The 23,969-nt window shown below is 65.5% G+C and carries 22 protein-coding genes and 1 tRNA gene; 9 read left to right on the top strand and 14 right to left on the bottom strand.

The window, feature by feature from the left end; translation table 11 throughout:
* Window positions 1-221: 221 nt before the first annotated feature.
* The 3 genes from msrQ to ABWV23_RS10490 all read right to left on the bottom strand — a co-directional run bounded on the left by msrQ (window position 222) and on the right by ABWV23_RS10490 (window position 3,303).
* A complete protein-coding gene (gene msrQ, locus ABWV23_RS10500) occupies window positions 222-824 on the bottom strand; it encodes a protein-methionine-sulfoxide reductase heme-binding subunit MsrQ (protein ID WP_353347412.1) in 603 nt (200 codons plus the stop codon).
* 1 nt (window position 825) lies between these two features.
* Window positions 826-1,743 (bottom strand): protein-methionine-sulfoxide reductase catalytic subunit MsrP, encoded by a 918-nt coding sequence (msrP, locus tag ABWV23_RS10495; RefSeq protein ID WP_353347410.1) that lies wholly within the window; start codon window positions 1,741-1,743, stop codon window positions 826-828.
* A 66-nt stretch (window positions 1,744-1,809) separates the two neighbouring features.
* A complete protein-coding gene (locus ABWV23_RS10490) occupies window positions 1,810-3,303 on the bottom strand; it encodes an FMN-binding glutamate synthase family protein (protein WP_353347408.1) in 1,494 nt (497 codons plus the stop codon).
* A gap of 112 nt (window positions 3,304-3,415) precedes the next feature.
* Here ABWV23_RS10490 and ABWV23_RS10485 point away from each other — a divergent pair, with 112 nt between their 5' ends.
* Window positions 3,416-3,856: a DUF302 domain-containing protein gene (locus ABWV23_RS10485; protein WP_353347406.1), complete on the top strand. Its 441-nt coding sequence runs from the start codon at window positions 3,416-3,418 to the stop codon at window positions 3,854-3,856.
* Between the two features lie 422 nt (window positions 3,857-4,278).
* Window positions 4,279-5,895 carry a calcium-binding protein gene (locus ABWV23_RS10480; protein ID WP_353347404.1) on the top strand — a complete coding sequence of 539 codons (1,617 nt, stop codon included), beginning with the start codon at window positions 4,279-4,281 and terminating at the stop codon, window positions 5,893-5,895.
* 185 nt (window positions 5,896-6,080) lie between these two features.
* Here ABWV23_RS10480 and clpB read toward each other — a convergent pair whose 3' ends face one another.
* A complete protein-coding gene (gene clpB / locus ABWV23_RS10475; protein ID WP_353347402.1) occupies window positions 6,081-8,699 on the bottom strand; it encodes an ATP-dependent chaperone ClpB in 2,619 nt (872 codons plus the stop codon).
* A gap of 224 nt (window positions 8,700-8,923) precedes the next feature.
* Between clpB and ABWV23_RS10470 the strand changes: the two genes are divergently transcribed.
* The gene (locus tag ABWV23_RS10470; protein WP_353347400.1) at window positions 8,924-9,190 is read left to right on the top strand and encodes a hypothetical protein; all 267 of its coding nucleotides are present in this window, start codon (window positions 8,924-8,926) and stop codon (window positions 9,188-9,190) included.
* Window positions 9,191-9,259: 69 nt separating this feature from the next.
* Window positions 9,260-9,955, top strand: coding sequence for an orotidine-5'-phosphate decarboxylase (pyrF, locus tag ABWV23_RS10465; RefSeq protein ID WP_353347398.1), 696 nt, complete (start codon window positions 9,260-9,262; stop codon window positions 9,953-9,955).
* A 197-nt stretch (window positions 9,956-10,152) separates the two neighbouring features.
* Here the strand turns inward: pyrF and ABWV23_RS10460 are convergent, their stop codons facing one another.
* On the bottom strand, window positions 10,153-10,650 hold the full coding sequence (locus ABWV23_RS10460; RefSeq protein ID WP_353347396.1) for an NUDIX hydrolase: 498 nt from the start codon (window positions 10,648-10,650) through the stop codon (window positions 10,153-10,155).
* Window positions 10,651-10,719: 69 nt separating this feature from the next.
* On the opposite strand from ABWV23_RS10460, the gene ABWV23_RS10455 reads away from it, so the two are divergent.
* Window positions 10,720-11,994 carry a DNA polymerase IV gene (locus tag ABWV23_RS10455; protein ID WP_353347394.1) on the top strand — a complete coding sequence of 425 codons (1,275 nt, stop codon included), beginning with the start codon at window positions 10,720-10,722 and terminating at the stop codon, window positions 11,992-11,994.
* A gap of 141 nt (window positions 11,995-12,135) precedes the next feature.
* On the opposite strand, the gene ABWV23_RS10450 is transcribed toward ABWV23_RS10455, so the two are convergent.
* Window positions 12,136-12,996, bottom strand: a complete 861-nt coding sequence (locus tag ABWV23_RS10450) for an N-formylglutamate amidohydrolase (RefSeq protein ID WP_353347393.1) — start codon at window positions 12,994-12,996, stop codon at window positions 12,136-12,138.
* A gap of 148 nt (window positions 12,997-13,144) precedes the next feature.
* On the opposite strand from ABWV23_RS10450, the gene ABWV23_RS10445 reads away from it, so the two are divergent.
* The 3 genes from ABWV23_RS10445 (at window position 13,145) to ABWV23_RS10435 (ending at window position 14,633) form a co-directional block, all read left to right on the top strand.
* Window positions 13,145-13,219 (top strand) — tRNA-Val (locus ABWV23_RS10445).
* Window positions 13,220-13,297: 78 nt separating this feature from the next.
* Window positions 13,298-13,423, top strand: coding sequence for a type B 50S ribosomal protein L36 (ykgO, locus tag ABWV23_RS10440; RefSeq protein WP_353347392.1), 126 nt, complete (start codon window positions 13,298-13,300; stop codon window positions 13,421-13,423).
* Window positions 13,424-13,613: 190 nt separating this feature from the next.
* Window positions 13,614-14,633, top strand: a complete 1,020-nt coding sequence (locus ABWV23_RS10435) for a Fe(3+) ABC transporter substrate-binding protein (protein ID WP_353347391.1) — start codon at window positions 13,614-13,616, stop codon at window positions 14,631-14,633.
* Window positions 14,634-14,830: 197 nt separating this feature from the next.
* On the opposite strand, the gene ABWV23_RS10430 is transcribed toward ABWV23_RS10435, so the two are convergent.
* Window positions 14,831-16,516, bottom strand: coding sequence for an ABC transporter permease (locus tag ABWV23_RS10430; protein ID WP_502901644.1), 1,686 nt, complete (start codon window positions 16,514-16,516; stop codon window positions 14,831-14,833).
* Window positions 16,517-16,663: 147 nt separating this feature from the next.
* On the opposite strand from ABWV23_RS10430, the gene ABWV23_RS10425 reads away from it, so the two are divergent.
* Window positions 16,664-17,158, top strand: a complete 495-nt coding sequence (locus tag ABWV23_RS10425) for a hypothetical protein (RefSeq protein ID WP_353347390.1) — start codon at window positions 16,664-16,666, stop codon at window positions 17,156-17,158.
* Between the two features lie 34 nt (window positions 17,159-17,192).
* Here ABWV23_RS10425 and ABWV23_RS10420 read toward each other — a convergent pair whose 3' ends face one another.
* The 7 genes from ABWV23_RS10420 to ABWV23_RS10390 form a co-directional block, all read right to left on the bottom strand.
* Complete coding sequence (locus ABWV23_RS10420; protein ID WP_353347389.1) at window positions 17,193-18,365, bottom strand: phenylacetate--CoA ligase family protein; 1,173 nt, start codon at window positions 18,363-18,365, stop codon at window positions 17,193-17,195.
* A 136-nt stretch (window positions 18,366-18,501) separates the two neighbouring features.
* Complete coding sequence (locus ABWV23_RS10415; protein ID WP_353347388.1) at window positions 18,502-19,338, bottom strand: ABC transporter ATP-binding protein; 837 nt, start codon at window positions 19,336-19,338, stop codon at window positions 18,502-18,504.
* A 69-nt stretch (window positions 19,339-19,407) separates the two neighbouring features.
* Window positions 19,408-20,691 carry an ABC transporter substrate-binding protein gene (locus tag ABWV23_RS10410; protein WP_353347387.1) on the bottom strand — a complete coding sequence of 428 codons (1,284 nt, stop codon included), beginning with the start codon at window positions 20,689-20,691 and terminating at the stop codon, window positions 19,408-19,410.
* An 81-nt stretch (window positions 20,692-20,772) separates the two neighbouring features.
* Window positions 20,773-21,849, bottom strand: coding sequence for a branched-chain amino acid ABC transporter permease (locus ABWV23_RS10405; RefSeq protein WP_353347386.1), 1,077 nt, complete (start codon window positions 21,847-21,849; stop codon window positions 20,773-20,775).
* A gap of 1 nt (window position 21,850) precedes the next feature.
* A complete protein-coding gene (locus tag ABWV23_RS10400; RefSeq protein ID WP_353347385.1) occupies window positions 21,851-22,105 on the bottom strand; it encodes a hypothetical protein in 255 nt (84 codons plus the stop codon).
* A gap of 2 nt (window positions 22,106-22,107) precedes the next feature.
* On the bottom strand, window positions 22,108-23,094 hold the full coding sequence (locus ABWV23_RS10395; RefSeq protein WP_353347384.1) for a branched-chain amino acid ABC transporter permease: 987 nt from the start codon (window positions 23,092-23,094) through the stop codon (window positions 22,108-22,110).
* Between the two features lie 47 nt (window positions 23,095-23,141).
* A complete protein-coding gene (locus ABWV23_RS10390; protein ID WP_353347383.1) occupies window positions 23,142-23,960 on the bottom strand; it encodes an ABC transporter ATP-binding protein in 819 nt (272 codons plus the stop codon).
* Window positions 23,961-23,969 lie beyond the last annotated feature (9 nt).

The following is a 23,969-nucleotide window of genomic DNA, read 5'->3' as shown; positions in this document are numbered from 1 at the left end:
GGCGGGAAAGGGCCTATTTTCATGGCGTTAGAGGCCCCCTCCTGCGCAACCACCACCACGGCCAGGGGCTGTTGAAATCGGCATGCTTCGACCCGCAAAGCGCATGACCACTACATGTCGTGTTACGCGTGGAGACACCCACAAGACCAACCTGGAATCGGAATTTGCGGCGTCACCGAGTCGGGTGGGTAACAGCGGGGATTCGCCCGACTCGGGCGGGATCAGGCCGTTTGCAGCCAGCGGCGGACTGGCAGGCGCAGCGCCAGAAGCGCCAGCATCACGGTGAGATAGATCAGCGGCTCAAGCTGAAGGCCCTTGCGCAGCATCACGAAATGCACCGCCCCCAGCAGAACCGCCGGATAGACCAGCCGGTGCAACCGTCGCCAGCGCGCGCCCAGCCGGCGGACCGCAAGGGCATTCGAGGTCAGCGCCAGCGGCAGCAACAGGAGGAATCCGGCCATGCCCACGGTGATGTAGGGCCGCTTGACGATATCGGCCCAGATCTGTGCCGGGATCCGGACATCCAGCCCCAACCAGGCAAGCAGGTGCAGGCAGACATAGAAGAAGGCCAGCAGGCCGAGGGCGCGGCGGAACCGCATCAGGTTGAGGCCGACCCGGCGGCGCAGCGGCGTCACCACGAGGCCGGCGATCAGGAACCGGAGCGCCCAGTCGCCCAATCCATGCTCCAGCGCCTTGATCGGCTCCACCCCCAGCCCGCCGGTGGCACCTTGGTATAAAAGCAAGGGAGCAGGCAGCGCGCCGGCAAGGTAGACCGCCCAGACCGGAACCCGGCGCAACCCGCTGTTCAACCGGTCGAGCGCCATCTCAGAAATGCTTCGCGAGGTCCATGCCCTCGTAGAGCGAAGTAACCTCACCGCCATAGCCGTTGAACATCAGCGTCGGCTGACGGGCCGAGAACAACCCGCCGCCGATGCGCCGTTCACTGGCCTGGCTCCAGCGCGGGTGATCCACCTCCGGGTTCACGTTGCTGTAAAAGCCGTACTCGCGGGCATTGGTCTGGTTCCAGGTGGCAAAGGGTTCCTTGTCGGTCAGCGTGATCCGCACCACCGACTTGATCGACTTGAACCCGTATTTCCACGGCACCACCAGGCGGATCGGCGCGCCGTTCTGGTTCGGCAGGGGTTTGCCGTACAGGCCGGTGGCCATGATCGTCAGCGGGTGGCGCGCCTCGTCCAGCCGCAGCCCCTCGCGATAGGGCCAGTCCAGCACCGGGTAGCGGGTGCCCGGCATCTCCTCGGGGCGATGGAGCGTTTCAAAGGCGACATAGCGCGCGCCGTCCTGCACCCCCACCATGTCCAGAAGATCGGCCAGTTCGAACCCGGACCAGGGAACCACCATCGACCAGGCCTCGACACAGCGCAGGCGATAGATGCGCTCTTCCACCGTCATCTTCGCCAGGATCTCGGTCAGGTCATAGGTGCCGGGCCGGTCCACCAACCCGTCGATCTTGATCTGCCAGGGGGTTGTCGTCATGGCCCCGGCATTGCTGGCGGGATCGGTCTTGCCGGTGCCGAACTCATAGAAATTGCAGTAGTTGGTGATCTCTTCCCAACTGTTGGGCGAGAGATCACCCTCCTCCGCCGCCGCCGCCCGTGCCGCGCCGCCCAGCGCGGTTATCCCCGCCGCCGCTGCAGCCCCGGCGATGAGTTGGCGGCGGTTCAGAAAGGCCCATTCCGGGGTCGCGTCGGCGCGGGTCAGGTCATTTTTCCAGCGATAGGCCATGGGATCTCCCTTGATCGGTTGCCTAGGATCTAACCTGCGCCGGGGGCGGCGCCAAACCACGTCCTGTCACGTTTCGGCGACGGGGCTGTAACTTGGCAGGATCTCGTTCATCGGGATCGAGTGGCCATCGGCCTGCACGATCCGCACGTGGCGCCGCCGCATCAGGCGCGGTTCGGCCACGCCGACCGAATGGGCGATGGTCTCGACCTCGCCGATCAGGCCACGGGCATAGCGCGCCACGCGGGTATACTTGCGCTCGACCACCAACCCCTTTTGCAGGTGCGGATCGTGGGTGGTGATGCCGGTCGGGCAGGTGTTCTTGTTGCACTTCAGTGCCTGGATACAGCCCAGCGCGAACATGAAGCCGCGCGCCGAGGTGACGAAATCGGCCCCCGCCGCCAGCGCCCATGCGACATCGCCGGGGTTGGTCAGCTTGCCGCTGGCGACCAGGCGCACCCGTTCCTTCAACCCGTGTTCGTCGCGGATATTGGCCACCACCGGCAGCGCCTCGCGCACCGACATGCCGACAAGGTCGATCAGCGGCATCGGCGCGGCGCCGGTGCCACCCTCGCCGCCGTCGAGCGTGATGAAATCCGGGGCGCTGTCGGCACCACGCCGCACGATGGCATCGAAGAAGCCGCGGAACACCTCCTCCGAGCCGGCCACGGTCTTGATCCCGACCGGCTTGCCGGTGACCTCGCGCACATGTTCGATCATGTCCAGCAACTCGTCAAAACTCTTTACCTCGGGGTGGCGGTTGGGCGACAAGCTGTCCTGGCCCATCGGAATATGGCGGATCTCGGCGATTTCCGGTGTGATCTTGGCCGCCGGAAGGATGCCGCCCTTGCCCGGCTTGGCGCCCTGGGCCAGCTTGATCTCGAACATGCGAACGGAGTCATGCGCCGCCACCGCGCGCAGCTTGTCGTCATCGAGCCTGCCCTCGGCATCACGCAGCCCGTATTTCGCGGTGCCGATCTGGAACACCAGGTCGCAGCCGCCCTCAAGGTGCATCGGGCTCAGCGCCCCCTCGCCGGTGTTGAGCCAGATGTTGGCCTCTTTCGCGCCCCGGCTCAGCGCCTCGACCGCCGGTTTGGAGATGGCGCCGTAGGACATCCCGGAGATATTGAAGAACGACGGCGCAAGATATGGGGTGCGTGCGGTCGGGCCTATCAACATCGGCTCGGTCTTGGCGTATTGGTCGTTGAGCGGCGGGAACGGCGCGTTGACGAAGATCGCGGTGCCCGGCAGGCTGATACTACGGGTCGAGCCGAAGGCGACCGTATTGCTCTCCCCGGTCGCGGCCCGGGTGACCCAGTCGCGCTGCGCCCGGTTGAAGGGCATCTCCTCGCGGTCCATGGCAAAGAAATACTGCCGAAAGAATTCGCCCAACTCACTGAAAAGATATCGAAAACGGCCGATGACGGGATAGTTGCGCCGGATCGCATCGCCGGTCTGCCTCCGGTCGATCACGAAGAGCACGGCCAGCACCAATGTCAGCAGGCCCATCACCCCGATGAAGAGCCCCGCCAGAAGCTCGACAGCGTTCACCGCGATATTCATTCATAAACTCCGATATGTTTGACTTTGCGCAAAGCACGCCAAGGCGTTAGCCTTGACAGTGGGGGTGATTGGCGGGGCTGGCAAGTCACGCGTTTGGGAATGGGAGGGAGATATGAGAACCTTTTTGATGGCCGCGGTTGTGGCGGTGGCGGCGCAGGGGGCCGCGGCGCAGGAGATGGTGCGCTATGACACCGACCAGAGTTTCGACGACGTCGCCTTCGGCATCGAAAACGCGATCCTCGATGCCGGGCTGGTGGTCGATCACGTCAGTCACGTGGGGGCGATGCTGGAACGCACGCGCGAGGATGTCGGATCCGACAAGGTCTTGTTTTCGAAGGCAGATGTCTATTCCTTCTGCTCGGCCAAGGTGTCGCGCAGCGTGATGGAGGCCGACCCGATGAACATCGTCTTCTGCCCCTATGACATCTTCGTGGCGGAACTTGCCGACAAACCCGGCGAGGTGATCGTGGGCTATCGCCAGTTCCCCGAGGGCGCGATGCAGGAGGTGCAGGCGATGCTGGAGGAGATCGTGAAAACGGCCCTGGACGACTAGCGCGCGGGGCCTTAACGGGCGAATTTCGGGGCGGGCCGGCGACGGGCCGCCCCTTTTTCATCGGGCGGTTCGGGGGATTTCGGGGCGGTTTCGTACAAACCACCCCGCGTCGCCCGGCCCGGTTTCGGCCGGGTCGGGGTGTTTTCCGCCCGTTTCGTACGATCCGCCCCGCCACCGCCGGGCAGGGTGAGTCGAAAAGTTAATCACGCAGAAATTTCCCTGCCGGGAGCACCGGACCGGCGGCAGCACTTCGCCGAGAGGCGATTGAGGGTGGCGGGCTTTCGCCCAACGGTCCGACTGCCAGCTTTTCGCCGCAATTCAATTCAATTTTTGCCACAAACCTCCACGCAAGCTTGGGCGGGGACTGTCTGCGCGCCGATGCGCGTTTCATGCACACACGCGAACAAGCGAGAGAACGTCACATGGCAAAGAAACTGACCGCCGGCACCACCGGGACCGGGCTGGATGCGATCGTTACCGAGATCCTGGACAACCCGGGCCTGGCCCGGAGCATCTCGGCGGATGATATAGAGGGCGGCGCCCGCGCGGCCAATGCGATCAACAAGATGATCGTCGCCGCGGTCGAGGACGGAAAGCTGTTCGACGACGGGTTGATCGACATCGACGACGTTTATGCGATCAACGCCTATATCCGCGACGCCGCAAGCCCGGCCCGCTACAAGAACTTCGTCGAGTTGCACGGCGACGACGAGGGCGGCGAAGAATGGGGGTTTCACCTGGTCCAGAACGATGGCGGCAACGGCTATCTCGAGGGGCAGAATCTGGTCAACACGGTGTTCGACGGCCTCTATCACGTCGGGTTCGAGATCAGCGATGGCCGCGTCTACAACGAGGACGGTGATGCCAACGCCACGCTGGAACAGCTGTCGCACTGGCTCACCTATTACATGTCCGAAGGTGAATCGCATTACTTCGGGACCGAGGCGGCGGATCGTCTGGACGGGCGCGAGCTGGACGACACGCTGCACCTTGGGAGCGGCGATGATACCGGCAACGGCGGCCACGGCGACGACCATGTGCTTGGCGGCAAAGGCGATGATACGCTTTACGGTGACAGCGGCGACGATACCCTTGCCGGAGAGGCCGGCAACGACAGCCTGAACGGCGGAGACGGCGACGACATCCTGAACGGTGGCGGCGGAGACGACAGCCTGTCGGGGTCCTACGGCAATGATACGCTGCGCGGCCAGGGCGGGATTGATCGCCTTTCTGGCAACGCGGGCCGCGACCGCCTGCTGGGCGGCGACGGGGATGACACGCTCTATGGCGGCGAGGGGGTCGACCGCCTGTACGGCAACGCGGGCGACGACGTGCTGAGCGGCGACGAGGGCAAGGACCAGCTGGACGGCGATGGCGGAAACGACACGCTCTACGGCGGCAGCGGCGCGGACAAGCTGACCGGCGGCGGTGGTGCCGATGAGCTTTACGGTGGCTATGATGGTGACACGCTGCGTGGCGGCAGCGGCGCGGACAAGCTGGCCGGCAGCTATGGCAACGACAAGCTGTACGGCGGCAAAGGCGGCGACACTCTTTATGGAGAGGATGACGCCGACAAGTTGTTCGGCGACGCGGGCAACGACGCGCTGTACGGCGGCTACGGCCGTGACAAGCTGGAGGGCGGCAGTGGCGACGACAGGCTGTTCGGCCAGGACGGCAACGACACCCTGATCGGCGGCGCGGGCGATGATGAGCTGGACGGCGGCGCGGGCGACAACACGCTGATCGGCGGCGCCGGTGACGACATCTTTCACGCCAATATCGGCGCCGATGCCTTTCTGTTCGAAAAGGCGGCCTTTGGCGATGATTACATCAAGAATTTCAACGGCGCCGACGGCGACCGGATCGTGCTGGACGAGGGGATCGACTATTCCCTCGGGATCAATACCGCCACCGGAACGCCGATGACCGTGCTGACGCTGAGCGATTCCGACAGCGGCACGGTTCTGGGCACGGTCAGCCTGACCAACAGCCTGTTCGCCAGTTCCGATATCGTCACCGACCCGCTGGCATTCCTGTAAGGCATTCGGGTCCTGTCCCTCGGCGCGACGGGCGGGATACCGGGGAAAGCACTGTCACCCCGGACGTGATCCGAGGTCTCGCCCCGCCTCCGACCGATCCCGGATCACGTCCGGGATGACAGGGACGCGCAAAAAATAAGGCCCGCCATCGCTGGCGGGCCTTTGGGTCATCGTGACCGGGTGGATCAGTGCACCACGGCATCGTCCGGCTTGGGCCGGTTGCTGGCGCCGATCCTTTCGCCGATCAGCAGCCCGTCGGCCCCGGCGGTCACCGGGAGGGTATCGCCATCCTTCACATCCCCGGCCAGCAGCATCTCGGCCAATGGGTTCTGCAGCGCGGTCTGGATCACCCGCTTCAACGGACGGGCGCCGAACACCGGGTCATAGCCCTCGTCCGCCAGCCATTTGCGGGCGCCCTCGTCCAACTCCAGCGTGATCTTGCGCGCCGCCAGCCGCTTGCGCAGGCGGGCCATCTGGATATCGACGATGCCATCCATGTTGTCGCGGCTGAGCCGGTCGAAGATGATGGTCTCGTCCAGACGGTTGAGGAACTCGGGACGGAAATGGGCCCGCACCGCATCCATCACGTCATGCTTGGCCTGGGCGCTGTCGGCCCCCTCGGGCAATTGGCTGAGCGCCTGGCTGCCGAGGTTGGAGGTGAGCACGATCAGCGTCTGCTTGAAGTCGACAGTGCGGCCCTGGCCATCGGTCAGCACCCCGTCGTCAAGCACCTGCAACAGCACGTTGAAGACGTCCGGGTGGGCCTTTTCGACCTCGTCGAACAGCACAACCTGGTAGGGCCGACGGCGCACCGCCTCGGTCAGCACCCCGCCCTCGTCATAGCCGACATAGCCCGGAGGCGCGCCGATCAGACGGGCGACGGCGTGTTTCTCCATGAACTCGGACATGTCGATGCGCACCATCGCGTTGTCGTCGTCGAAGAGGTACTCGGCCACCGCCTTGGTCAGCTCGGTCTTGCCGACGCCGGTCGGCCCGAGGAACAGGAACGAACCCAGCGGGCGCCCCTCGTCGTTGAGGCCTGCGCGCGCCCGGCGCACGGCGTTGGCGACCGCGCGCACGGCGGCGTCCTGACCGATGACGCGTTTGTGCAGCTCGTCCTCCATGCGCAGCAGCTTCTCGCGCTCGCCCTCCAGCATCTTGGAGGTGGGGATGCCGGTCCAGCGTTCGACCACCGCCGCGATCTGTTCCGGGCGCACGGCCTCTTCGACCATGACACCGGTTTTCTCGCGGTTCTCGGCCTCGGCCAGCTGTTTCTCCAGCTGCGGGATGACGCCGTAGGACAGCTCGCCCGCCTTGGCGAGGTTGCCCTCGCGCTTGGCGATCTCGAGGTCGGCGCGGGCGCGGTCAAGCTGTTCCTTGAGGTCGCGGGCGCCGGCGAGCTTGTCGCGCTCGGCTTGCCACTGGGCGGTCATTTCCGACGATTTCTCCTGCAGCTCGGCAAGATCCTTTTGCAGGGTTTCCAGCCGGTCGCGCGAGGCGGCGTCATCCTCGAGCTTGAGCGCCTGTTCCTCGATCTGCAATTGCAGGATCTGGCGGTCGAGCTGGTCAAGCTCCTCGGGCTTGCTGTCCACCTCCATGCGCAGGCGGCTGGCGGCCTCGTCGACGAGGTCGATCGCCTTGTCGGGCAGGAAGCGGTCGGTGATGTAGCGGTTGGACAGGGTCGCGGCCGAGACCAGCGCCGAGTCGGAGATGCGCACGCCGTGGTGAAGCTCGTACTTCTCCTTGATGCCGCGCAGGATGCTGATGGTGTCCTCGACGGTGGGTTCGGTCACCATCACCGGCTGGAACCGGCGGGCGAGGGCCGCGTCCTTTTCCACGTACTTGCGGTATTCGTCCAGCGTGGTGGCGCCGATGCAGTGCAGCTCGCCGCGGGCCAGGGCCGGCTTGATCAGGTTGGCGGCATCCATCGCGCCGTCGGATTTGCCGGCACCGACCAGCGTGTGCATCTCGTCGATGAACAGGATGATTTCGCCCGCAGCCGCTTCGATCTCGTTCAGGACGGCTTTCAGCCGCTCCTCGAACTCGCCACGATATTTCGCCCCGGCGATCAGCGCGCCCATGTCGAGCGCCAGCAGCTTCTTGTTGCGCAGGCTTTCGGGCACATCGCCGTTGACGATACGCAGGGCCATGCCCTCGGCGATGGCGGTCTTGCCGACGCCGGGTTCCCCGATCAGCACCGGGTTGTTCTTGGTCCGGCGCGAGAGCACCTGCATCGAGCGGCGAATCTCCTCGTCGCGGCCGATGATCGGGTCGATCTTGCCCTCGGCGGCGGCCTCGGTCAGGTCGCGCGCATATTTCTTGAGCGCGTCATAGCCCTCTTCCGCCGAGGCGGTATCGGCGGTGCGCCCCTTGCGGATGTCGTTGATTGCCTCGTTCAGCATTTGCGCGGTAACCGCACCGGCCTCCAGCGCCTCTTTCGCCTTGGACTTGACCATGCAGAGCGCCATCAGGATGCGTTCGACGGGCACGAAGCTGTCGCCGGCCTTCTTGGCGATCTTCTCTGCCTCGTCCAGCACCTTGGCGGTTTGCGTATCGAGATAGGTCTGGCCGGCATCGCCGCTGACCTTGGGGATCTTGGTCAGCGCGACATCGAGGGCCTCGACCACGCGGGCGGGGGCACCGCCGGCGCGCTGGATCAGGTTGCTGGCCAGCCCCTGATCGTCGTCCATCAATGCCTTGAGAAGGTGTTCGGGCGCCAGCCTCTGGTGGCCTTCGCGCATCGCGATGGTTTGAGCGGCCTGTACGAAACCACGTGCCCGCTCGGTGAACTTGTTCAAGTCCATGCGTCTCTCCTTTTTCAAGCGCCCGGAATGTTCGGTGCCCGCATTGCGGCGCACCGGGGGTCGGGCCTCGCATTCCAATTTGGGAAATCCGCGAGGCAGTTCAAGACCGCGTGATCGGGTTTTCACTGTGAAGTCCGCAACCGCCAAGTCGCGGAAATACCCGTGCTTCGCCTCATTCCTGCTCTGATTACGGGGCGATCCTGGGGCAAAATCAGGAGGCAGCGATGCAGATCACCGACTATGAGATTTCCCAGGAAGCGTTCAGCCCGGACCAGACGCAGCAGGTGGCGCGGGTGTCGCTGACCATGGCCGACCGCTTCGTCACCCTGTTCTGCGCGGTGAACATGGAGGGGGTGGACACGCCCAGCGCGCGGCTTGATGCGTTTCTGCGCGAGGCGCTGCGCCAGTTGCGCCGGATGCCGGAGTTTCGCACCGGCGGCAAGACGGTGGAACTGGCCGCCAACCTGTCGCCCGATCCGATGCTGGCCTGATCCGGCTTCCCTTGTGCGAAAGCGCGGCGCGGACTAGAGAGGGTCCGCCCGCAGCCCGAGGAGAGCCCGATGACTGATGACCGCCTGATCGTTGCCCTGGACGTCCCCAACGCCGTCGAGGCTCTGGCCCTGACATCGCAGCTGGGCGATACGGTGAGTTTCTACAAGATCGGTCTGGGAATGCTGACCGGCGGCGGGCTGGCCCTCGCCAACGAACTGATCGCCGAGCACGGCAAACGCATCTTTCTCGACATGAAGCTGTTCGACATCGGCGCCACGGTCGAGGCCGCGGTGCGCGGGCTGTCGCGGTTCGATCTGGATTTCCTGACCGTGCATGGCGACCCGCATGTGGTGCGCGCCGCCAAGGAAGGCGCGGCAGGCAGCGACATGAAGATCCTCGCAGTGACGATCCTGACCTCGCTGGACCGGGGCGACCTGGACGACGGGCTGATCAAGCCGGGCGATATGGCCGAGCTGGTGGTGGAACGCGCGGCGCGCGCGCTGGACGCCGGCGCCGACGGGGTGATCGCCAGCCCGCAGGAGGCCGGTGCGATCCGGGCGCTGCCCGAGGCGGCGGGCCGGTTGATCGTGACGCCGGGCGTGCGCCCGGCGGGGGCCGACCTGGGCGATCAGAAACGGGTGGCGACACCGGCCGGCGCGATCCGCGCCGGGGCCGATCATATCGTGGTCGGGCGCCCGGTCTGGCAGGCCAAGGATCCGCGCGGCGCGGCGCAAATGATCCTGGACGAGGTGGCGACCGCCTGATTTTCGCGCATCTGTTGCATATTTACGCAGGTTTCGTTGCGAAAAAACAACATGTGGTGAACGGCCGGCCGCGACCCTGGCCTCCGGGCTTCACCGAACCCGCGTTTTGAGCAACCCTGTAAGAGAGACACTCCCCCAACGGACCTTTTCTTCCTGTGGTTCGTTACCTCCCCCCGCCTCAGCAGCGGGGGGTTTTTCTAGTGGGACCGGGGTTTCGCCCCCGCAGCCGCCGGAACGCCCCCGATCTCCGGCCTGATCTCAGGCACGATACCCAGATCGAGATACTGCGTCAGTTGCGTGGCGAAATGCGGCACCGCGCGCGGGTGGCGGCAATAGGCCCCGGGCGTCATCAGGCGCCAGCCCTGCCCCTCGTCGCCCAGCCGCACATCTTCGACCAGCTCGGCGGGCATATGTGCCACGAAGAACCAGACGCGGCCATGCGGGCGCAGGTAGCTGTGCGACCAGCTTACATCCCCGGGCGCGATGACGAGGCCGACCTCTTCGCGGGTTTCGCGCAGGGCGCAGGCGATCGCGGTTTCCCCGCCTTCACGACCGCCGCCGGGCAGATCCCAGTGGCCGGGCCAGGGGATGTCGGGCTTGTCGTCGCGCTGGATCACCAGCAGGTCGGGGCCGAGGAACAGCGCCAGCTTGGCCCCGGAAAACGGCGCGGCGTCGGTCGTGGGGTGATGTGACATGCTGACTGTCCCGAGGTTCCGGCCTATTCTGGGACAGAGTTAAGCACCACCCAGCCGAGATTCCACCCGATGCAAGCGCTTTGCCGTGACTGCCTGACCCGGTTCGACCTGGCCGATGCCATCCCGACGCGCGCGCGCCGCTGCCCGTCCTGTGCCAGCCCGAGGGTCCTGGCGCACCCGGAACTGTTCGACCTGACCATCGCGCATATGGATTGCGATGCCTTCTATGCCAGCGTCGAGAAACGCGACAACCCGGCATTGGCGGACAAGCCGGTGATCATCGGCGGCGGCCGGCGGGGCGTGGTCTCGACCGCCTGTTACGTGGCGCGCATCCGGGGCGTGCATTCGGCGATGCCGATGTTCCAGGCGTTGAAACTGTGCCCCGACGCGGTGGTGATCCGTCCCCGGATGGACGTCTATGCCGCCGTCTCGCGCCAGATCCGCGCGATGATGGAGGAACTGACCCCGGCGGTGGAGCCACTGTCGCTGGACGAGGCGTTCCTGGACCTGGGCGGCACCGAGAAACTGCACGGGGCGCCGCCGGCGGTCATGCTGGCGCGGCTGGTCAAGCGGATGAAGGACGAGTTGGGCCTCGCTGGGTCGATCGGGTTGAGCCACAACAAGTTCCTGGCCAAGGTGGCCTCCGACCTGGACAAGCCGCAGGGGTTTGCGGTGATCGGGCAGGCGGAGACGGCGGATTTCCTGCGCGACAGGTCGGTGCGGATGATCTGGGGAATCGGACCTGCGGGACAGGCGGCGCTGGAGCGGGCGGGCATCCGCACCTTTGCCGACCTGCTGCGTTGGGACCAGCGCGACCTGCATGCGCGATTCGGGTCGATGGGCGAGCGGCTGTTTCACCTGGCGCGGGGACAGGACCGGCGGCGGGTCTCGGCCAACGCGCCGATGAAGTCGATCTCGAACGAGACCACCTTTCACGAGGACACCGCCGACGCCGACCTGCTGGACGGGCACCTGTGGCGGATGTCCGAGAAGGTCTCGGACCGGGCCAAGGCCAAGGGCCTCGCCGGGCGGGTGGTGGTCCTGAAGCTCAAGCGCGCCGATCATTCCCTGCTGAGCCGGCGGGAGACGCTGCGCGATGCCACCCAGATGGCCGACCGCATCTATCGCCATGCGCGGGCGCTGTTCGACCAGGTCGGCGACGAGGGGCCCTATCGGCTGCTCGGGGTGGGGATTTCCGCGCTCTGCCCCGAGGGTGAGGCGGATATCTCGGGCGATCTGCTGGACCCGGGCGCGGCGCAGCGCAGCGATGCGGAACGGGCGGCGGACGAGATTCGGCGCCGGTTCGGATCAAAGGCAATCCTGAAGGGCCGCGCGCTGCGGTGAGGCGCACGCCCTGGTCCGGGCAAGTTCGCATGTTTCAAACGCTGTCATCCCCGTGGAGGCGGGGACTTTCAACGTTCAGTGACCATGTCGGGAGATCCCCGCTTTCGCGGGAATGACAGGAATGACAGCGCGGTCCCTCTCCTACTCCGCCGCCAGCGGCAGGTCCTCGTAACCGATGGCGGCCAGCTCGGCGATGATGCCGTGCAATACCGCGCGGAAGGCGTCGAAATTCTCACTGGGCGCGATCCGCTTCTCGTCCATGTAGAGGGCGCGGTCGATCTCGACCTGGATCGCGTGTTGGCGGCGCGAGGGGCGGCCATAGGCCTGGGCGATATAGGCCCCGGCAAAGGGCGCGTTGCGCGACACGGTCAGCCCGGCGGCGGCAAAGGCGGCCTCGACCCGGTCGACGATGTCGCTGTCGGCGGCAGCGCCGAATCGGTCGCCCAGCACAATCTCGGGCCGCGGCGAGGTGCTGCGTGCGACACCGTCCATCGCCTCATGCGGCATGGAATGGCAATCGATCAGCACCGCCTGGCCGAACCGGTCGTGCGCCCGGTCGAGAAGGGTCTGCAGCGCCGCGTGGTAGGGGCGCCAGTAATGGTCGATGCGCGCACGGGCCTCGTCCATCGAGATCTTGCCGCGATGGATCGCCCGGCCATTGGAGACGACGCGGGGAATCACCCCCAGCCCCGAGGCGACACGGGGGTTGTGCCCCTGCCGCCGCACCCCGTGAATCAGCGCCGGGTCCAACTCGTCCGGGCTGCGGTTGAGATCGACGAAGGCGCGCGGCGCGCAGGCCCGCAACAGCGGCGCGCCGAAATCCGGCGCCGCCCCGAACAACCGATCGACGAAAGCGTCCTCGGAGGAGCGAATCGCGTGGCGATCCAGAACCGAACGCCGGACGAACCAATCCGGGTAATCGCAGCCGGAATGGGGCGACGCGAAGACCACGGCGGACCGCGTTTGTTCGGGCTCGATCAGGTCAAAGGCGGTCTCGGGCATCGGTGCTCCTCATCATTCGAAACATAGCTTGCAAAAACCCGTGCCAAAAGCCCTTGATAACCCTGACGAGTCCTTTTATAGACCCCGCTACCGGCGCGGAAATCCGCGCCCCGTTTTCTTTATGGGGCCTTTCGCTGTCGGGATTCATGGGCGGTTAGCTCAGTGGTAGAGCACTTCGTTGACATCGAAGGGGTCACAAGTTCGAACCTTGTACCGCCCACCATGAATTCACTGTCCCGGGCAACCGGGGCACCCGCCAAACCCAGGCGCTGGCCCGCGCCGCAGGAACAGGAGACAGGCCATGAAGGTCAAGAACTCGCTCCGCTCGCTGAAGAACCGGCACCGTGATTGCCGGATCGTGCGTCGCAAAGGCCGCGTTTACGTGGTCAACAAGACTCAGCGTCGGTTCAAAGCCCGCCAGGGCTGAAACGACCGCAGGTCGGAAGACAAAAAACCGCGCCCCGAGGGGCGCGGTTTTTTCGTTGCCGATCCGGCGGAGTCCGATCCCATTTCCGACCAATTGACTCGGTTTTGGTTTGCACACGGAACGGAATCAGGTATCCGATCAAATCAGTCGGGCATTCAGCCCCACACCCGGAAACCACAAGGGACCCCAGATGCGACAGATTCTGACTTATGGCACCGTTGCGTTGATGACGACGCTTGCCCCCGTGACAGCGCTGGCCGAGGGCGAGGTCAATATTTACTCGTCCCGCCATTACGACACCGACGAGCGGCTTTATTCCGATTTCGAAGAAGCCACCGGAATCACCGTGAACCGGATCGAGGGCAAGGCCGACGAGCTGATCGCGCGGATGCAGGCCGAGGGGCGCAACTCCCCCGCCGATATCCTTCTCACGGTGGATACCTCGCGGCTGCAGCGGGCCAAGGAGGCCGGCGTGCTGCAACCCGTCGACAGCGCGCTGCTGGAAGCCCGCGTGCCCGGCTACCTGCAGGATGCGGACAACGAATGGTTCGGTTTCTCGCAGCGGGCGCGGATCATCTTCTACGACAAGACCGAGGTCAGCGACCCGCCACGCACCTATCTCGACCTGGCCGATCCCAGGTACAAGGGGCTGGTCTGCATCCGGTCGTCGAACAACACTTACAATCAGACGCTGCTGGCCTCGATCATCGAGAATCACGGCGCCGAGACCGCCCGCGCCTGGGCCGAGGGGGTGGTCGCCAACATGGCCCGCGCACCGCAGGGCGGCGACACCGACCAGCTGCGCGGCATCGTGTCCGGCGAATGCGAGATCGCGGTCTCGAACAGCTATTACTTCGCCCGCGCCATCCGCAAGGACGTGAAGGGGGTCAGCGACCAGATCGACATGATCGGCTGGGTGTTCCCGTCGCAGAACGCGGAAGGGGCGCATATGAACCTGTCGGGCGGCGGCGTGGCGGTGCATGCCCCCCACCGCGAGAACGCGATCAAGTTCCTAGAATACCTGGCCAGCGACCAGGCGCAGCAGTATTTCTCGGCCGGCAATGACGAGTATCCGGCGGTCTCCGGTGTCGGCCTGTCGCCGAGCGTGGCGGCGCTGGGGTTCTTCAAGCCGGACGATGTCGACCTGTCGGTCGTGGCCCGGAACCTGCCCGAAGCGCAGAAGATCTTCAACGAGGCGGGCTGGGAGTAACATCCCGCCCCATCGGGCAAGCGGGCGCGGGGGGCCTCCTCCCGCGCCTTTTTCGTGGGCCTTGCACCAAGATCGGCCGGAGGATCGAGTATTTGGAAAGAGAAGAAGCACGGACCGGTCCCTTCTTCTCTTTGCGAAATACTCCGGGGGAGGCGCGCGGCAGCGCGGCGGGGGCAGCGCCCCCGTGAGAACCGCCTTCAGTCGCGGCGCCCGACCTGTCGGCAGATCAGGATCACCGGCAGCAGCCCCACCGCCATGATCACCAGCGACGGCACCGCCGCCCCCTCGAGCCGTTCGTCGGAGGCCAGTCGATAGGCCTGCACCGCCAGCGTGTCATAGTTGAAGGGGCGCATGATCAGGGTGGCCGGCAGTTCCTTCATCACGTCGACGAAGACGATCAGCAGCGCGGTGAGCAGGCTGGGGGTCAGGATCGGCAGGTGGATGCGGCGCAGGGTGCCCAGCGGCGATTCCCCGAGCGAGCGGGCGGCGGCGTCCATGTGAACGTGCACGGTGCTTTGGCCGCCCTCGTAGGCGCCCAACGCGGCGGCGAGAAAGCGCACCATGTAGGCCGCGACCAGCAGCCAGATCGACCCGGTGATCAAGAGCCCGGTGGAGATGTCGAAGGTGTCGCGCATCCAGCCGTCGAGCGCGTTGTCGAAGGCGGCGAAGGGCACCAGCAGCCCCACCGCGATCACCCCCCCCGGCACCGCGTAGCCCAGCCGCGCCAGGTAGGCGGCGATCCCCGACCCGCGCCCCGGCCGCAGCCGTTGGTAGAAACCGACGATGATGGCGGCGCAGAGCGTGACCACGGCGGCGGTCCCAGCCAGCGTGACCGAGTTGCGGATGAAGCCGATGTAACGGCTGCTGAGCAGGTTCTGCTCGGACCCCAGCCCCATGACGAAGAGGACCACCGCCGGCAGCAGGAAGCCCAGCAGCACCGGTGTGGCACAAAGCGCGAAGGCAAGCACGGCGCGCAGCCCGGTGAGCGGCGCCGGCGGCATCTTCATGTGGCGTTTGCCGGCATGGTGGTATTGCGCCTTGCCGCGGGAGGTCCGCTCGGCCACCGCGAGCATCAGGGCGAAGGCCAGCAGGCAGAGCGCGAGCTGGGCGGCGGCGGCCCGGTCGGCCATTGTAAACCAGCTGGTATAGATGCCGGTGGCGAAGGTCTGGACACCGAAATAGGCCACGGTGCCGAAATCGGCGATGGTCTCCATCACCGCCAGCAGCACACCGCCGGCGATGGCCGGGCGTGCCATCGGCAGGCTGACACGCCAGAACGCGTACCAGGCGCTGTGGCCCAGGGTGCGGGCGGCCAGGAAGGCGCCCGAGCTTTGTTGCAGGAAGGCGGCGCGGGCCAGCAGGTAGACGTAGGGGTAGAACACCAGCACCAGCATCACCGCCGCGCCGCCGAGCGAGCGGATCTCGGGGAACCAGTAGTCGCGCGGCCCCCAGCCGGTGACGTCGCGCAGGGTGGCCTGAACGATGCCGGGGTGATCCAGCAGGTGGGTATAGGCATAGGCCAGCACATAGGCCGGCAGCGCCAGCGGCAGCACCAGCGCGATCTCCAGCAGGCGGACGCCGGGAAAGCGGGTCATCGTCACCAGCCAGGCGGCGCCGACGCCGATGGCGAAGGTGCCGAGCGCGACCAGAGCGACCAGCACCAGCGTGGTGCCCACATAGCCGGGCAGGACGGTGTCCATCAGGTGGCGCACGGTCCCGGTGCCGCCACTCATCGCCGCGATCGCCACGGCGATCATCGGCAGCAGGCAGGCGGCGGCCACGACACTGGCCAGTGCGCCCAGCAGGCGGGTGCCGCGGGCGCCGTGGCGGCGGCTGCCGTGGGGGGCGTATTCGATGCCGGTGGCGTCGCTGGTCTGGGACAAGGGGGGCCTCGCGCTCGGGTGTGCCCCTTTATCCTAGCTTAATGGTCGGATTTCCAGCGCGATTTGATCGCGGCGCGTGTATCGGTGGACAGCCGCGCGTGCTCTGCTACCGTCGCGGCATCGAAAACATCTATTTGGGAGATACTATTGAAAACCACCATTGCTCTGTGCACCGGCTCGATATTCGCCGCCGGGGCCGCCTGCGCCGACATGTCGGTCGCGCTCGGTGGCGGCTGGGACGGAAAACGCGTTCCGAAAGGCCAGCACTGCACGCTGTTCGGCGGCAAGGGTTCGACCCCGCCGATGACGGTGTCGAACCTGCCGGGCGAAACGGCCTGGGTCTATGTCGCGTACAATGATCGGGACTATGAGCCGCTGTCGAAGAACGGCGGGCATGGCGTCATCGGCTACCCGGTAAGCGGCACCTCGGCAGAGCTGTACCCGGTTCCGGGCCTCAAGGGCAAACTGCCGGGAAAGGCCAAGGTCGTTTCAGCGGCACGGGGAACCGGGAAATACGCCTCGAAGGGCTATATGCCACCGTGCTCCAGCGGCAAGGGCCACCGCTATTTCGCGGTCGTGCGGGCAGTCTCTCCGGCCGGAAAGATCCTGGAGGAACAGCGCGTGGAAATCGGCCGCTATTGACGGTTGGGAGGGGCGGCGCCGGACGCGCGGCCCTTCAATCGTATTTGCGCTGGTCCTCGATCACCAGCCCGTCCTTGGGCAGGGCGCCGGGGGCGACGACCTCGATCTTGCCCTTGAGCTTGAGCAGATCCGCGACGCTGGAGGCATAGGCGCCGGCGTCGCCGCCTGTCGCCTCGATCTGCACGGTCATGGCGTCCATCTCGCCGTCGCGGGTGGCGATGACGCGGGCCTTGACGATCTCGTCGTGCTTGTCGACCAGCGCGGCCACCTGTTCGGGGCGCACGAACATGCCCTTGATCTTGGTGGTCTGGTCGGCGCGGCCCATCCAGCCCTTGATCCGCATGTTGGTGCGGCCACAGGGCGAGAGCCCCGGCAGCACGGCGGAGAGATCGCCGGTAGCAAATCGTACCAGCGGGTAATCGGGGTTGAGGGTGGTGACCACCACCTCGCCGACCTCGCCGGGGGCCACCGGCGTGCCGGTGCCGGGGGTGACGATCTCGACGATGACGTGCTCGTCGACGATCATCCCCTCCATCGCCGCGGTTTCATAGGCGATGTTGCCCAGGTCGGCGGTGGCATAGCTTTGCAGGCAGGAAATGCCGCGATCGGCGTATTCCTGGCGCAGCGAGGGGAACAGGGCACCGCCGCCCACCGCCGCCTTGGTGATCTTCAGCGCCAGCCCCATCGCCTCGGCCTTGTCGAGGATGATCTTGAGGTAATCGGGCGTGCCCGCATAGGCGGTGACGCCGATGTCATGGGCGGCGCGGGCCTGAAGCTCGGTCTGGCCGGTTCCGGCGGGGACCACGGCGGCGCCGACGGCGCGGGCACCGTTTTCAAAGATCATGCCGGCGGGCGTGAGGTGATAGCCGAAACAGTTCTGGACGATGTCGCCCCTGCCGATTCCGGCGGCACAGAGGAAACGGCCCATGCGCCACCAGTCGTGGCTGGTTCCGCCGGGTTCATAGATCGGCCCGGGCGACTGGAAGATATGGGCCACGTTCGCCACCGGCAGCCCGCCGAAGGGCGGCGCGGCCTTCTGCCGTTCGCTCAGTTCGGACTTGCGCAGGACGGGGAGCGCGGTGAGGCCTGACAGATCGTCCAGCGGGTCCAGCCCGTTGCGCGCCAGGTTGGCATTCAGCGCCTGCAACTGGCCCGCGACGCGGGCATCGGCAGAGCGGGTCTCCAGGTCGTCGAAATGAGCGGTCATCGTTAAGCCTCGTCCTTGTCCTTGGGCCACTGCCCCCTTGGCCGGGGAAGCCCCCTGCCCTGTGTCCCGCGACGCGGGTGGCGCGCCGGATCGACCGGCCGTTGTCAAAATTGGTCGGTGCGCGGGGCGCCCGTCGTCAGCTCAGCCACCGTTTGCGGCGGCGATAGGAGCGCACGTCGCGGAAGCTCTTGCGGCCCTCGTCGGACATGCCGAGATAGAATTCCTTGACGTCCTGGTTCTCGCGCAGGTCGGCGGCGGGGCCGTCCATCACAACGCGGCCGGATTCGAGGATATAGCCGTAATGGGCAAAACGCAGTGCGACATTGGTGTTCTGCTCGGCCAGAAGGAAGGTCACCCCTTCCTGTTCGTTCAGATCCCTGACGATGCCGAAGATCTCCTCGACCAGCTGCGGCGCGAGCCCCATGCTGGGTTCATCCAGCAGGATGGTTTCGGGCTTGGCCATCATCGCGCGGCCGATCGCGACCATCTGTTGTTCGCCGCCCGAGGTATAGCCGGCCTGGCTGCGGCGGCGCTCCTTGAGGCGGGGGAAATAGGCATAGACCTTTTCGAGGTCGGCCATCATCTCGGCCTTGCCACCCTTGCGGGTGTAATAACCGGTGAGCAGGTTTTCCTCGACGGTGAGGTGCTCGAAGCAGTGGCGCCCCTCCATCACCTGGATCACGCCCTTGCGCACCACATCGGCGGGGTCGGCATGGTGCACCGCCTCGCCGCGATACTTGACCGAACCCTTGGTCACCTCGCCGCGTTCCGACTGCAACAACGCCGAGATCGCCTTGAGCGTGGTGGTCTTGCCCGCGCCGTTACCCCCGAGAAGCGCGGTGATGCCGCCCTTGGGCACGTTGAGACTGACCCCTTTGAGCACGAGGATCACGTGGTTGTAGATCACCTCGATATTGTTGACTTCCAGCAGGGTCTCGGCCTGCACGTCGGTGGTCTTGGCAGCATCCAGCATGGGGTGTCTTTCCGGCATAGCGTGTGAATTCTCCGGCGACGGCATGTGCCGCCGCCGGACCATCGCGCCTTATTCGCAGCGCGACTCGATGTTGTTTTCCGCGGCAAAGGCAGCGGAGTCCGCGTCGATCAGCGGCTGGACCACCTCCTGGTCGGCCTGGATATAGTCGGTGATCAGCGACCATGTCTTGGCTTTGGCATCCCACTGGGCCATCGCCGCGTAGCCATCGCCACCGTGGTTCTTGCACGAGACCTGGAAGGCCGGACCGAAGTTCGGCAGGCCCATCTCGGCCATGCGTTCCTCGGTGATGTTCAGTGCTTCCATGCCGTCGCGCATCATCGCCCCGGTGATCTTGGAGGTGCCGTGGATTTCCTGCGCGGTGCGCGCGGCTTCTGCCACCAGCATCGCGGCATAGAGACCGCGGTTGTAGATCACCGACCCGACCTGATCGCCGGCACCGGCCGCCTTGCCCGCGTCAATGACGTATTTCCGCAGGTCATCATACAGCGGGTAATCGTCGCCGAGGTTGTGGAAGGTCAGTGCCTTGTAGCCATCGGCGCCCTCGCCGGCGGGCAGCACGTCGTTCTCCGACCCCGACCACCAGATGCCGATGAAATGATCCATCGGGAAGCGGATGTTGACGGCCTCCTGCACGGCGACCTGGTTCATCACGCCCCAGCCGTACATGATCACGTAGTCGGGACGCTCGCGGCGGATCTGCAGCCACTGACTCTTCTGTTCCTGGCCGGGGTGATCGACCGGCAGCAGGGTCAGCTCATAGCCGTGTTTCTTGGACAGTTCCTCGAGCGTGCGGATCGGCTCCTTGCCATAGGCGGAGTTGTGATAGACCAGCGCGATCTTCTTGCCCGAGACATCGCCGCCCTCCTGCTCGATGATGTGCTTGACCGCGACCGAGGCGCCGTCCCAGTAGTTGGCCGGGAAGTTGAACACCCAGGGGAACACGTCACCGTTCTTGGCCGAGGTCCGGCCCAGACCCGAGGTCAGCATCGGGATCTGGTCCGAGGTCACCTTGGGGATCAGCTGGTAGGTGATGCCGGTGGACAGGGGTTGATAGACCAGCGCGCCTTCGCCCTTGGTCGATTCGTAGCATTCCACGCCTTTTTCGGTGTTGTACGCCGTTTCGCATTCGGGGACGCGCACCATCTCGCCGCCGATGCCGCCATCCCGCTCGTTCAGCAGGGTGAAATAGTCGGCATAGCCGTCCGCGAACGGGATCCCGCCCGCCGCATAGGGCCCGGTCCGGTAGCTGAGCGACGGGAACACGAGTTCGGCCATTGCCGGCCCCGCCGTCATCAGGGCGCCAAGCGCCAGTGCAGTCAGTGTCTTCTTCATCGGGTCATTCCTCCCTTGGTTTCGTCCGATGTGTCGTTTCACGAGGCGGGCTCCTCCCCCCCTCATCGGTAGTCGGCCCCGTCAGTACGGGAACGGCCAGAGTCTGAGTTTTTCCTTGGCGACGCGCCAGAGCTGCGCCAGCCCATGCGGCTCCAGCACCAGGAAGGTGATGATCAGCGCGCCGACGATGACCAGCTGCAAATGCGCCACGATATCCGTCGCCCAGCCCAACACGTCGACGCCGACCAGCTTCAGCGCCACCGGCAACACCACAAGGAAGGCCGCGCCGGCGAAGGAGCCGAAGATCGAGCCCAGCCCACCGATGATGACCATAAACAGCACCAGGAAGGATTTCTGGATGCCGAAGGCCTCGCCGACCTCGACCGCGCCGAGATAGACCGAGAAGAACAGCGCGCCCGAGATGCCAACGAAGAACGAGCTGACGGCAAAGGCCGACAGTTTCGCGGTCAGCGGGTTCACCCCGATGATCTCGGCGGCGATGTCCATGTCGCGGATCGCCATCCAGGTGCGGCCGACGGTGCCGCGGGTGAGGTTGCGCGCCAGCAGCCCAGCCAGGGTCAGGAAGATCAGGCAGAACAGGTAGACCGCCCAGGTGGGGGCGTTGGCCCCGGTGATGAGGATACCGAACACCTCGCGCTCGGGTGCCGAGATCTGGCCCGAGGCGGAGTAGTTGTAGAACCACGGCACACGGTTGAGCAGCCAGACCAGGAAGAACTGCGCCGCCAGCGTCGCCACCGCAAGGTAGAACCCCTTGATCCGCAGGGACGGCAGGCCGAACAACACGCCGACCGCCGAGGTGATTCCGCCGGCCAGGATCACGTGGATGAACATGCTGACCTCGGGAAAGGCGGTCATCAGCTTGTAACAGGCATAGGCGCCGACCGCCATGAACCCGCCGGTGCCCAGCGAGACCTGGCCGCAATAGCCGGTCAGGATATTCAGCCCGATCGCCGCGATGGCATAGATCAGGAACGGGATCAGGATCGCGTTGGCCCAGTAATCATTGATCAGGAACGGCACGACCCCGAAGGCCACCGCCAGAACGACATAGTAACGATAGCGGTCGAACCGGATCGGAAAGGTCTGGCTGTCCTGCTGGTAGGTTGTCTTGAAATCGCCTGCTTCACGGTAGAACACGTCAGAGGCCCCCCTGGGATTGCGCCCGCTCGCGCGTGGCGGCGTCGAGTTGTTTTCTGGGCTCGAAGCCGTTCTCTTCCGAGGCGCGGCAGAGCTTGAGATAGGCCAGCACCCCGGTGAGGAAGCCGGCAAAGGCCAGGATCGCGGCGATCACCAACTGGCGCTGCGACAGGTCGTCGGAGGTCAGGGCGATATAGCCAAAGGCCCAGAAGCCCGACCAGGCGATCACGTTGATGATGGCAATCAGCTGTTTCATGCTCACACCCTCTCGATGATCTTCTCGCCGAACAGGCCCTGCGGCCGGAACACGAGGAACACCAGCGCCAGCACGTAGGCGAACCAGTTCTCGGTGGCGCCGCCGACCATCGGGCCGATCATGAAGTCGAACAGCTTTTCACCCACCCCGATGATCAGCCCGCCGACGATGGCACCCGGGATCGAGGTGAACCCGCCCAGCATCAGCACCGGCAGCGCCTTGAGCGCGATCAGCGACAGCGAGAACTGCACCCCCGACTTGGTGCCCCACATGATGCCGGCGACCAGCGCGACGAACCCCGCGACCGACCAGACCATGACCCAGATGAAGTTCAGCGAGATCCCCACCGAGAGCGCCGCCTGGTGGTCATCGGCCACCGCGCGCATGGCGCGGCCCTCCTTGGTATACTGGCTGAAGGCGACCAGCGCGATCACCAGCAGCGCGGCGATGATGGTCGCGACGATGTCGAGGTTGTCGATGAAGAACCCGTAGCCGAAGATGTTGTAGGTGACGCTGTCGATCGTCTCGTTCAGGCCCTGCGGCAGGCCGACGTCGAGTTTCTTGATCTCGGACCCCCACATCAGGTCGGAGACCCCTTCGAGGAAATAGGCCAGCCCGATGGTCGCCATGAACAGGATGATCGGTTCCTGCCCGACCAGGTGGCGCATCACGAACTGCTGCACGCACCAGGCCAGCAGCACCATCACCGCCATGGTCAGCAGGATCGCCGCCAGTCCGGGCAGGTGCCAGCCGAAATGGTGCAGCTCGGTGCCGAACACCGCGTTGATCAGGTGCGAGAAGGGCACCTGCCCCTCCATGATCCCGACCAGCGTCATCGCCGCGAACAACGCCATCACGCCCTGGGCATAGTTGAAGATGCCGGACGCCTTGTAGATCAGCACGAATCCCAGAGCCACCAGCGCGTAGAGCACCCCGGCCATGAGGCCGTTGAGGGTGACCTCCAGCGCGAAAACCACTTGATCAGGCATCTGCGCCTCCCTTTTTGTATGCCGGCACGGCGCGGGTTTGTCTCGGATCAGTCATGGGCCACCCCCAGGTAGGCGTCGATGACGTCCTGGTTGTTGCGCACCTCGTCGGGCGAGCCGTCGCCGATCTTCTTGCCGTAATCCATCACCACCACCCGGTCCGAGAGGTCCATCACGACGCCCATGTCGTGTTCGATCAGCGCGATGGTGGTGCCGAACTCGTCGTTCACGTCGAGGATGAAGCGGGACATGTCCTCTTTCTCCTCGACGTTCATGCCGGCCATCGGCTCGTCGAGCAGCAAGAGCTTGGGCTGGGCGGCCAGCGCGCGGGCCAGTTCGACGCGTTTCTTCAGCCCGTAGGGCAGCCGCGACACCGGCGTCTTGCGGATATGCTGGATCTCGAGAAAGTCGATGATCTTTTCCGCCACCTCGCGGTTCTCGGTTTCCTCTTTCTCCGCCGGTCCCTTCCACAGGGCCTGCGAGAACACGCCGGTCTTCATGTGGGTGAGCCGCCCGGTCATCACGTTGTCAAGCACGCTCATCCCTTCGAACAGGGCGATGTTCTGAAAGGTCCGCGCGATTCCTTGGCGCGCCACCTCGTAGGGTTTCATCTGCGGCCGTTTCGCGCCGTGGAACCAGACCTCGCCCTCGGAGGGCACGTAGAAGCCCGAGATCACGTTGAGCATCGAGGATTTGCCGGCGCCGTTGGGGCCGATGATGGCGCGGATCTCGCCCTCGCGGATATCGAAGGAGATGTCCTTGATCGCCACCACGCCCCCGAAACGCAGGGTGATGTTCTTCATTTCCATCACCACGCCGCCGATCTTGCGGCCATCCGCGGTGGTGTACCCCTCGGCCTGATCAAGCATGCGATCCAT

The sequence above is a fragment of the Aquicoccus sp. SU-CL01552 genome (assembly GCF_040365005.1).
In the GTDB taxonomy this organism is placed as follows: Bacteria; Pseudomonadota; Alphaproteobacteria; order Rhodobacterales; family Rhodobacteraceae; genus Antarcticimicrobium.
The sequence above is the reverse complement of the archived record's forward strand: the minus strand, read 5'-3'. Positions and strand labels throughout refer to the sequence as shown.

Bases quoted from the DNA above. Each gene is read 5' to 3' on its own strand.
- ABWV23_RS10450 (WP_353347393.1), bottom strand. From the start codon at position 12,996: ATGCCCGAGACCGCCTTTGACCTGATCGAGCCCGAACAAACGCGGTCC.
- ABWV23_RS10460 (WP_353347396.1), bottom strand. From the start codon at position 10,650: ATGTCACATCACCCCACGACCGACGCCGCGCCGTTTTCCGGGGCCAAG.
- ABWV23_RS10400 (WP_353347385.1), bottom strand. From the start codon at position 22,105: ATGAAACAGCTGATTGCCATCATCAACGTGATCGCCTGGTCGGGCTTC.
- ABWV23_RS10410 (WP_353347387.1), bottom strand. From the start codon at position 20,691: ATGAAGAAGACACTGACTGCACTGGCGCTTGGCGCCCTGATGACGGCG.
- ykgO (WP_353347392.1), top strand. From the start codon at position 13,298: ATGAAGGTCAAGAACTCGCTCCGCTCGCTGAAGAACCGGCACCGTGAT.
- ABWV23_RS10395 (WP_353347384.1), bottom strand. From the start codon at position 23,094: ATGCCTGATCAAGTGGTTTTCGCGCTGGAGGTCACCCTCAACGGCCTC.
- ABWV23_RS10480 (WP_353347404.1), top strand. From the start codon at position 4,279: ATGGCAAAGAAACTGACCGCCGGCACCACCGGGACCGGGCTGGATGCG.
- ABWV23_RS10455 (WP_353347394.1), top strand. From the start codon at position 10,720: ATGCAAGCGCTTTGCCGTGACTGCCTGACCCGGTTCGACCTGGCCGAT.
- ABWV23_RS10435 (WP_353347391.1), top strand. From the start codon at position 13,614: ATGCGACAGATTCTGACTTATGGCACCGTTGCGTTGATGACGACGCTT.
- ABWV23_RS10490 (WP_353347408.1), bottom strand. From the start codon at position 3,303: ATGAATATCGCGGTGAACGCTGTCGAGCTTCTGGCGGGGCTCTTCATC.
- clpB (WP_353347402.1), bottom strand. From the start codon at position 8,699: ATGGACTTGAACAAGTTCACCGAGCGGGCACGTGGTTTCGTACAGGCC.
- ABWV23_RS10415 (WP_353347388.1), bottom strand. From the start codon at position 19,338: ATGCTGGATGCTGCCAAGACCACCGACGTGCAGGCCGAGACCCTGCTG.
- ABWV23_RS10390 (WP_353347383.1), bottom strand. From the start codon at position 23,960: ATGCTTGATCAGGCCGAGGGGTACACCACCGCGGATGGCCGCAAGATC.
- msrQ (WP_353347412.1), bottom strand. From the start codon at position 824: ATGGCGCTCGACCGGTTGAACAGCGGGTTGCGCCGGGTTCCGGTCTGG.
- ABWV23_RS10470 (WP_353347400.1), top strand. From the start codon at position 8,924: ATGCAGATCACCGACTATGAGATTTCCCAGGAAGCGTTCAGCCCGGAC.
- ABWV23_RS10485 (WP_353347406.1), top strand. From the start codon at position 3,416: ATGAGAACCTTTTTGATGGCCGCGGTTGTGGCGGTGGCGGCGCAGGGG.
- msrP (WP_353347410.1), bottom strand. From the start codon at position 1,743: ATGGCCTATCGCTGGAAAAATGACCTGACCCGCGCCGACGCGACCCCG.
- pyrF (WP_353347398.1), top strand. From the start codon at position 9,260: ATGACTGATGACCGCCTGATCGTTGCCCTGGACGTCCCCAACGCCGTC.
- ABWV23_RS10420 (WP_353347389.1), bottom strand. From the start codon at position 18,365: ATGACCGCTCATTTCGACGACCTGGAGACCCGCTCTGCCGATGCCCGC.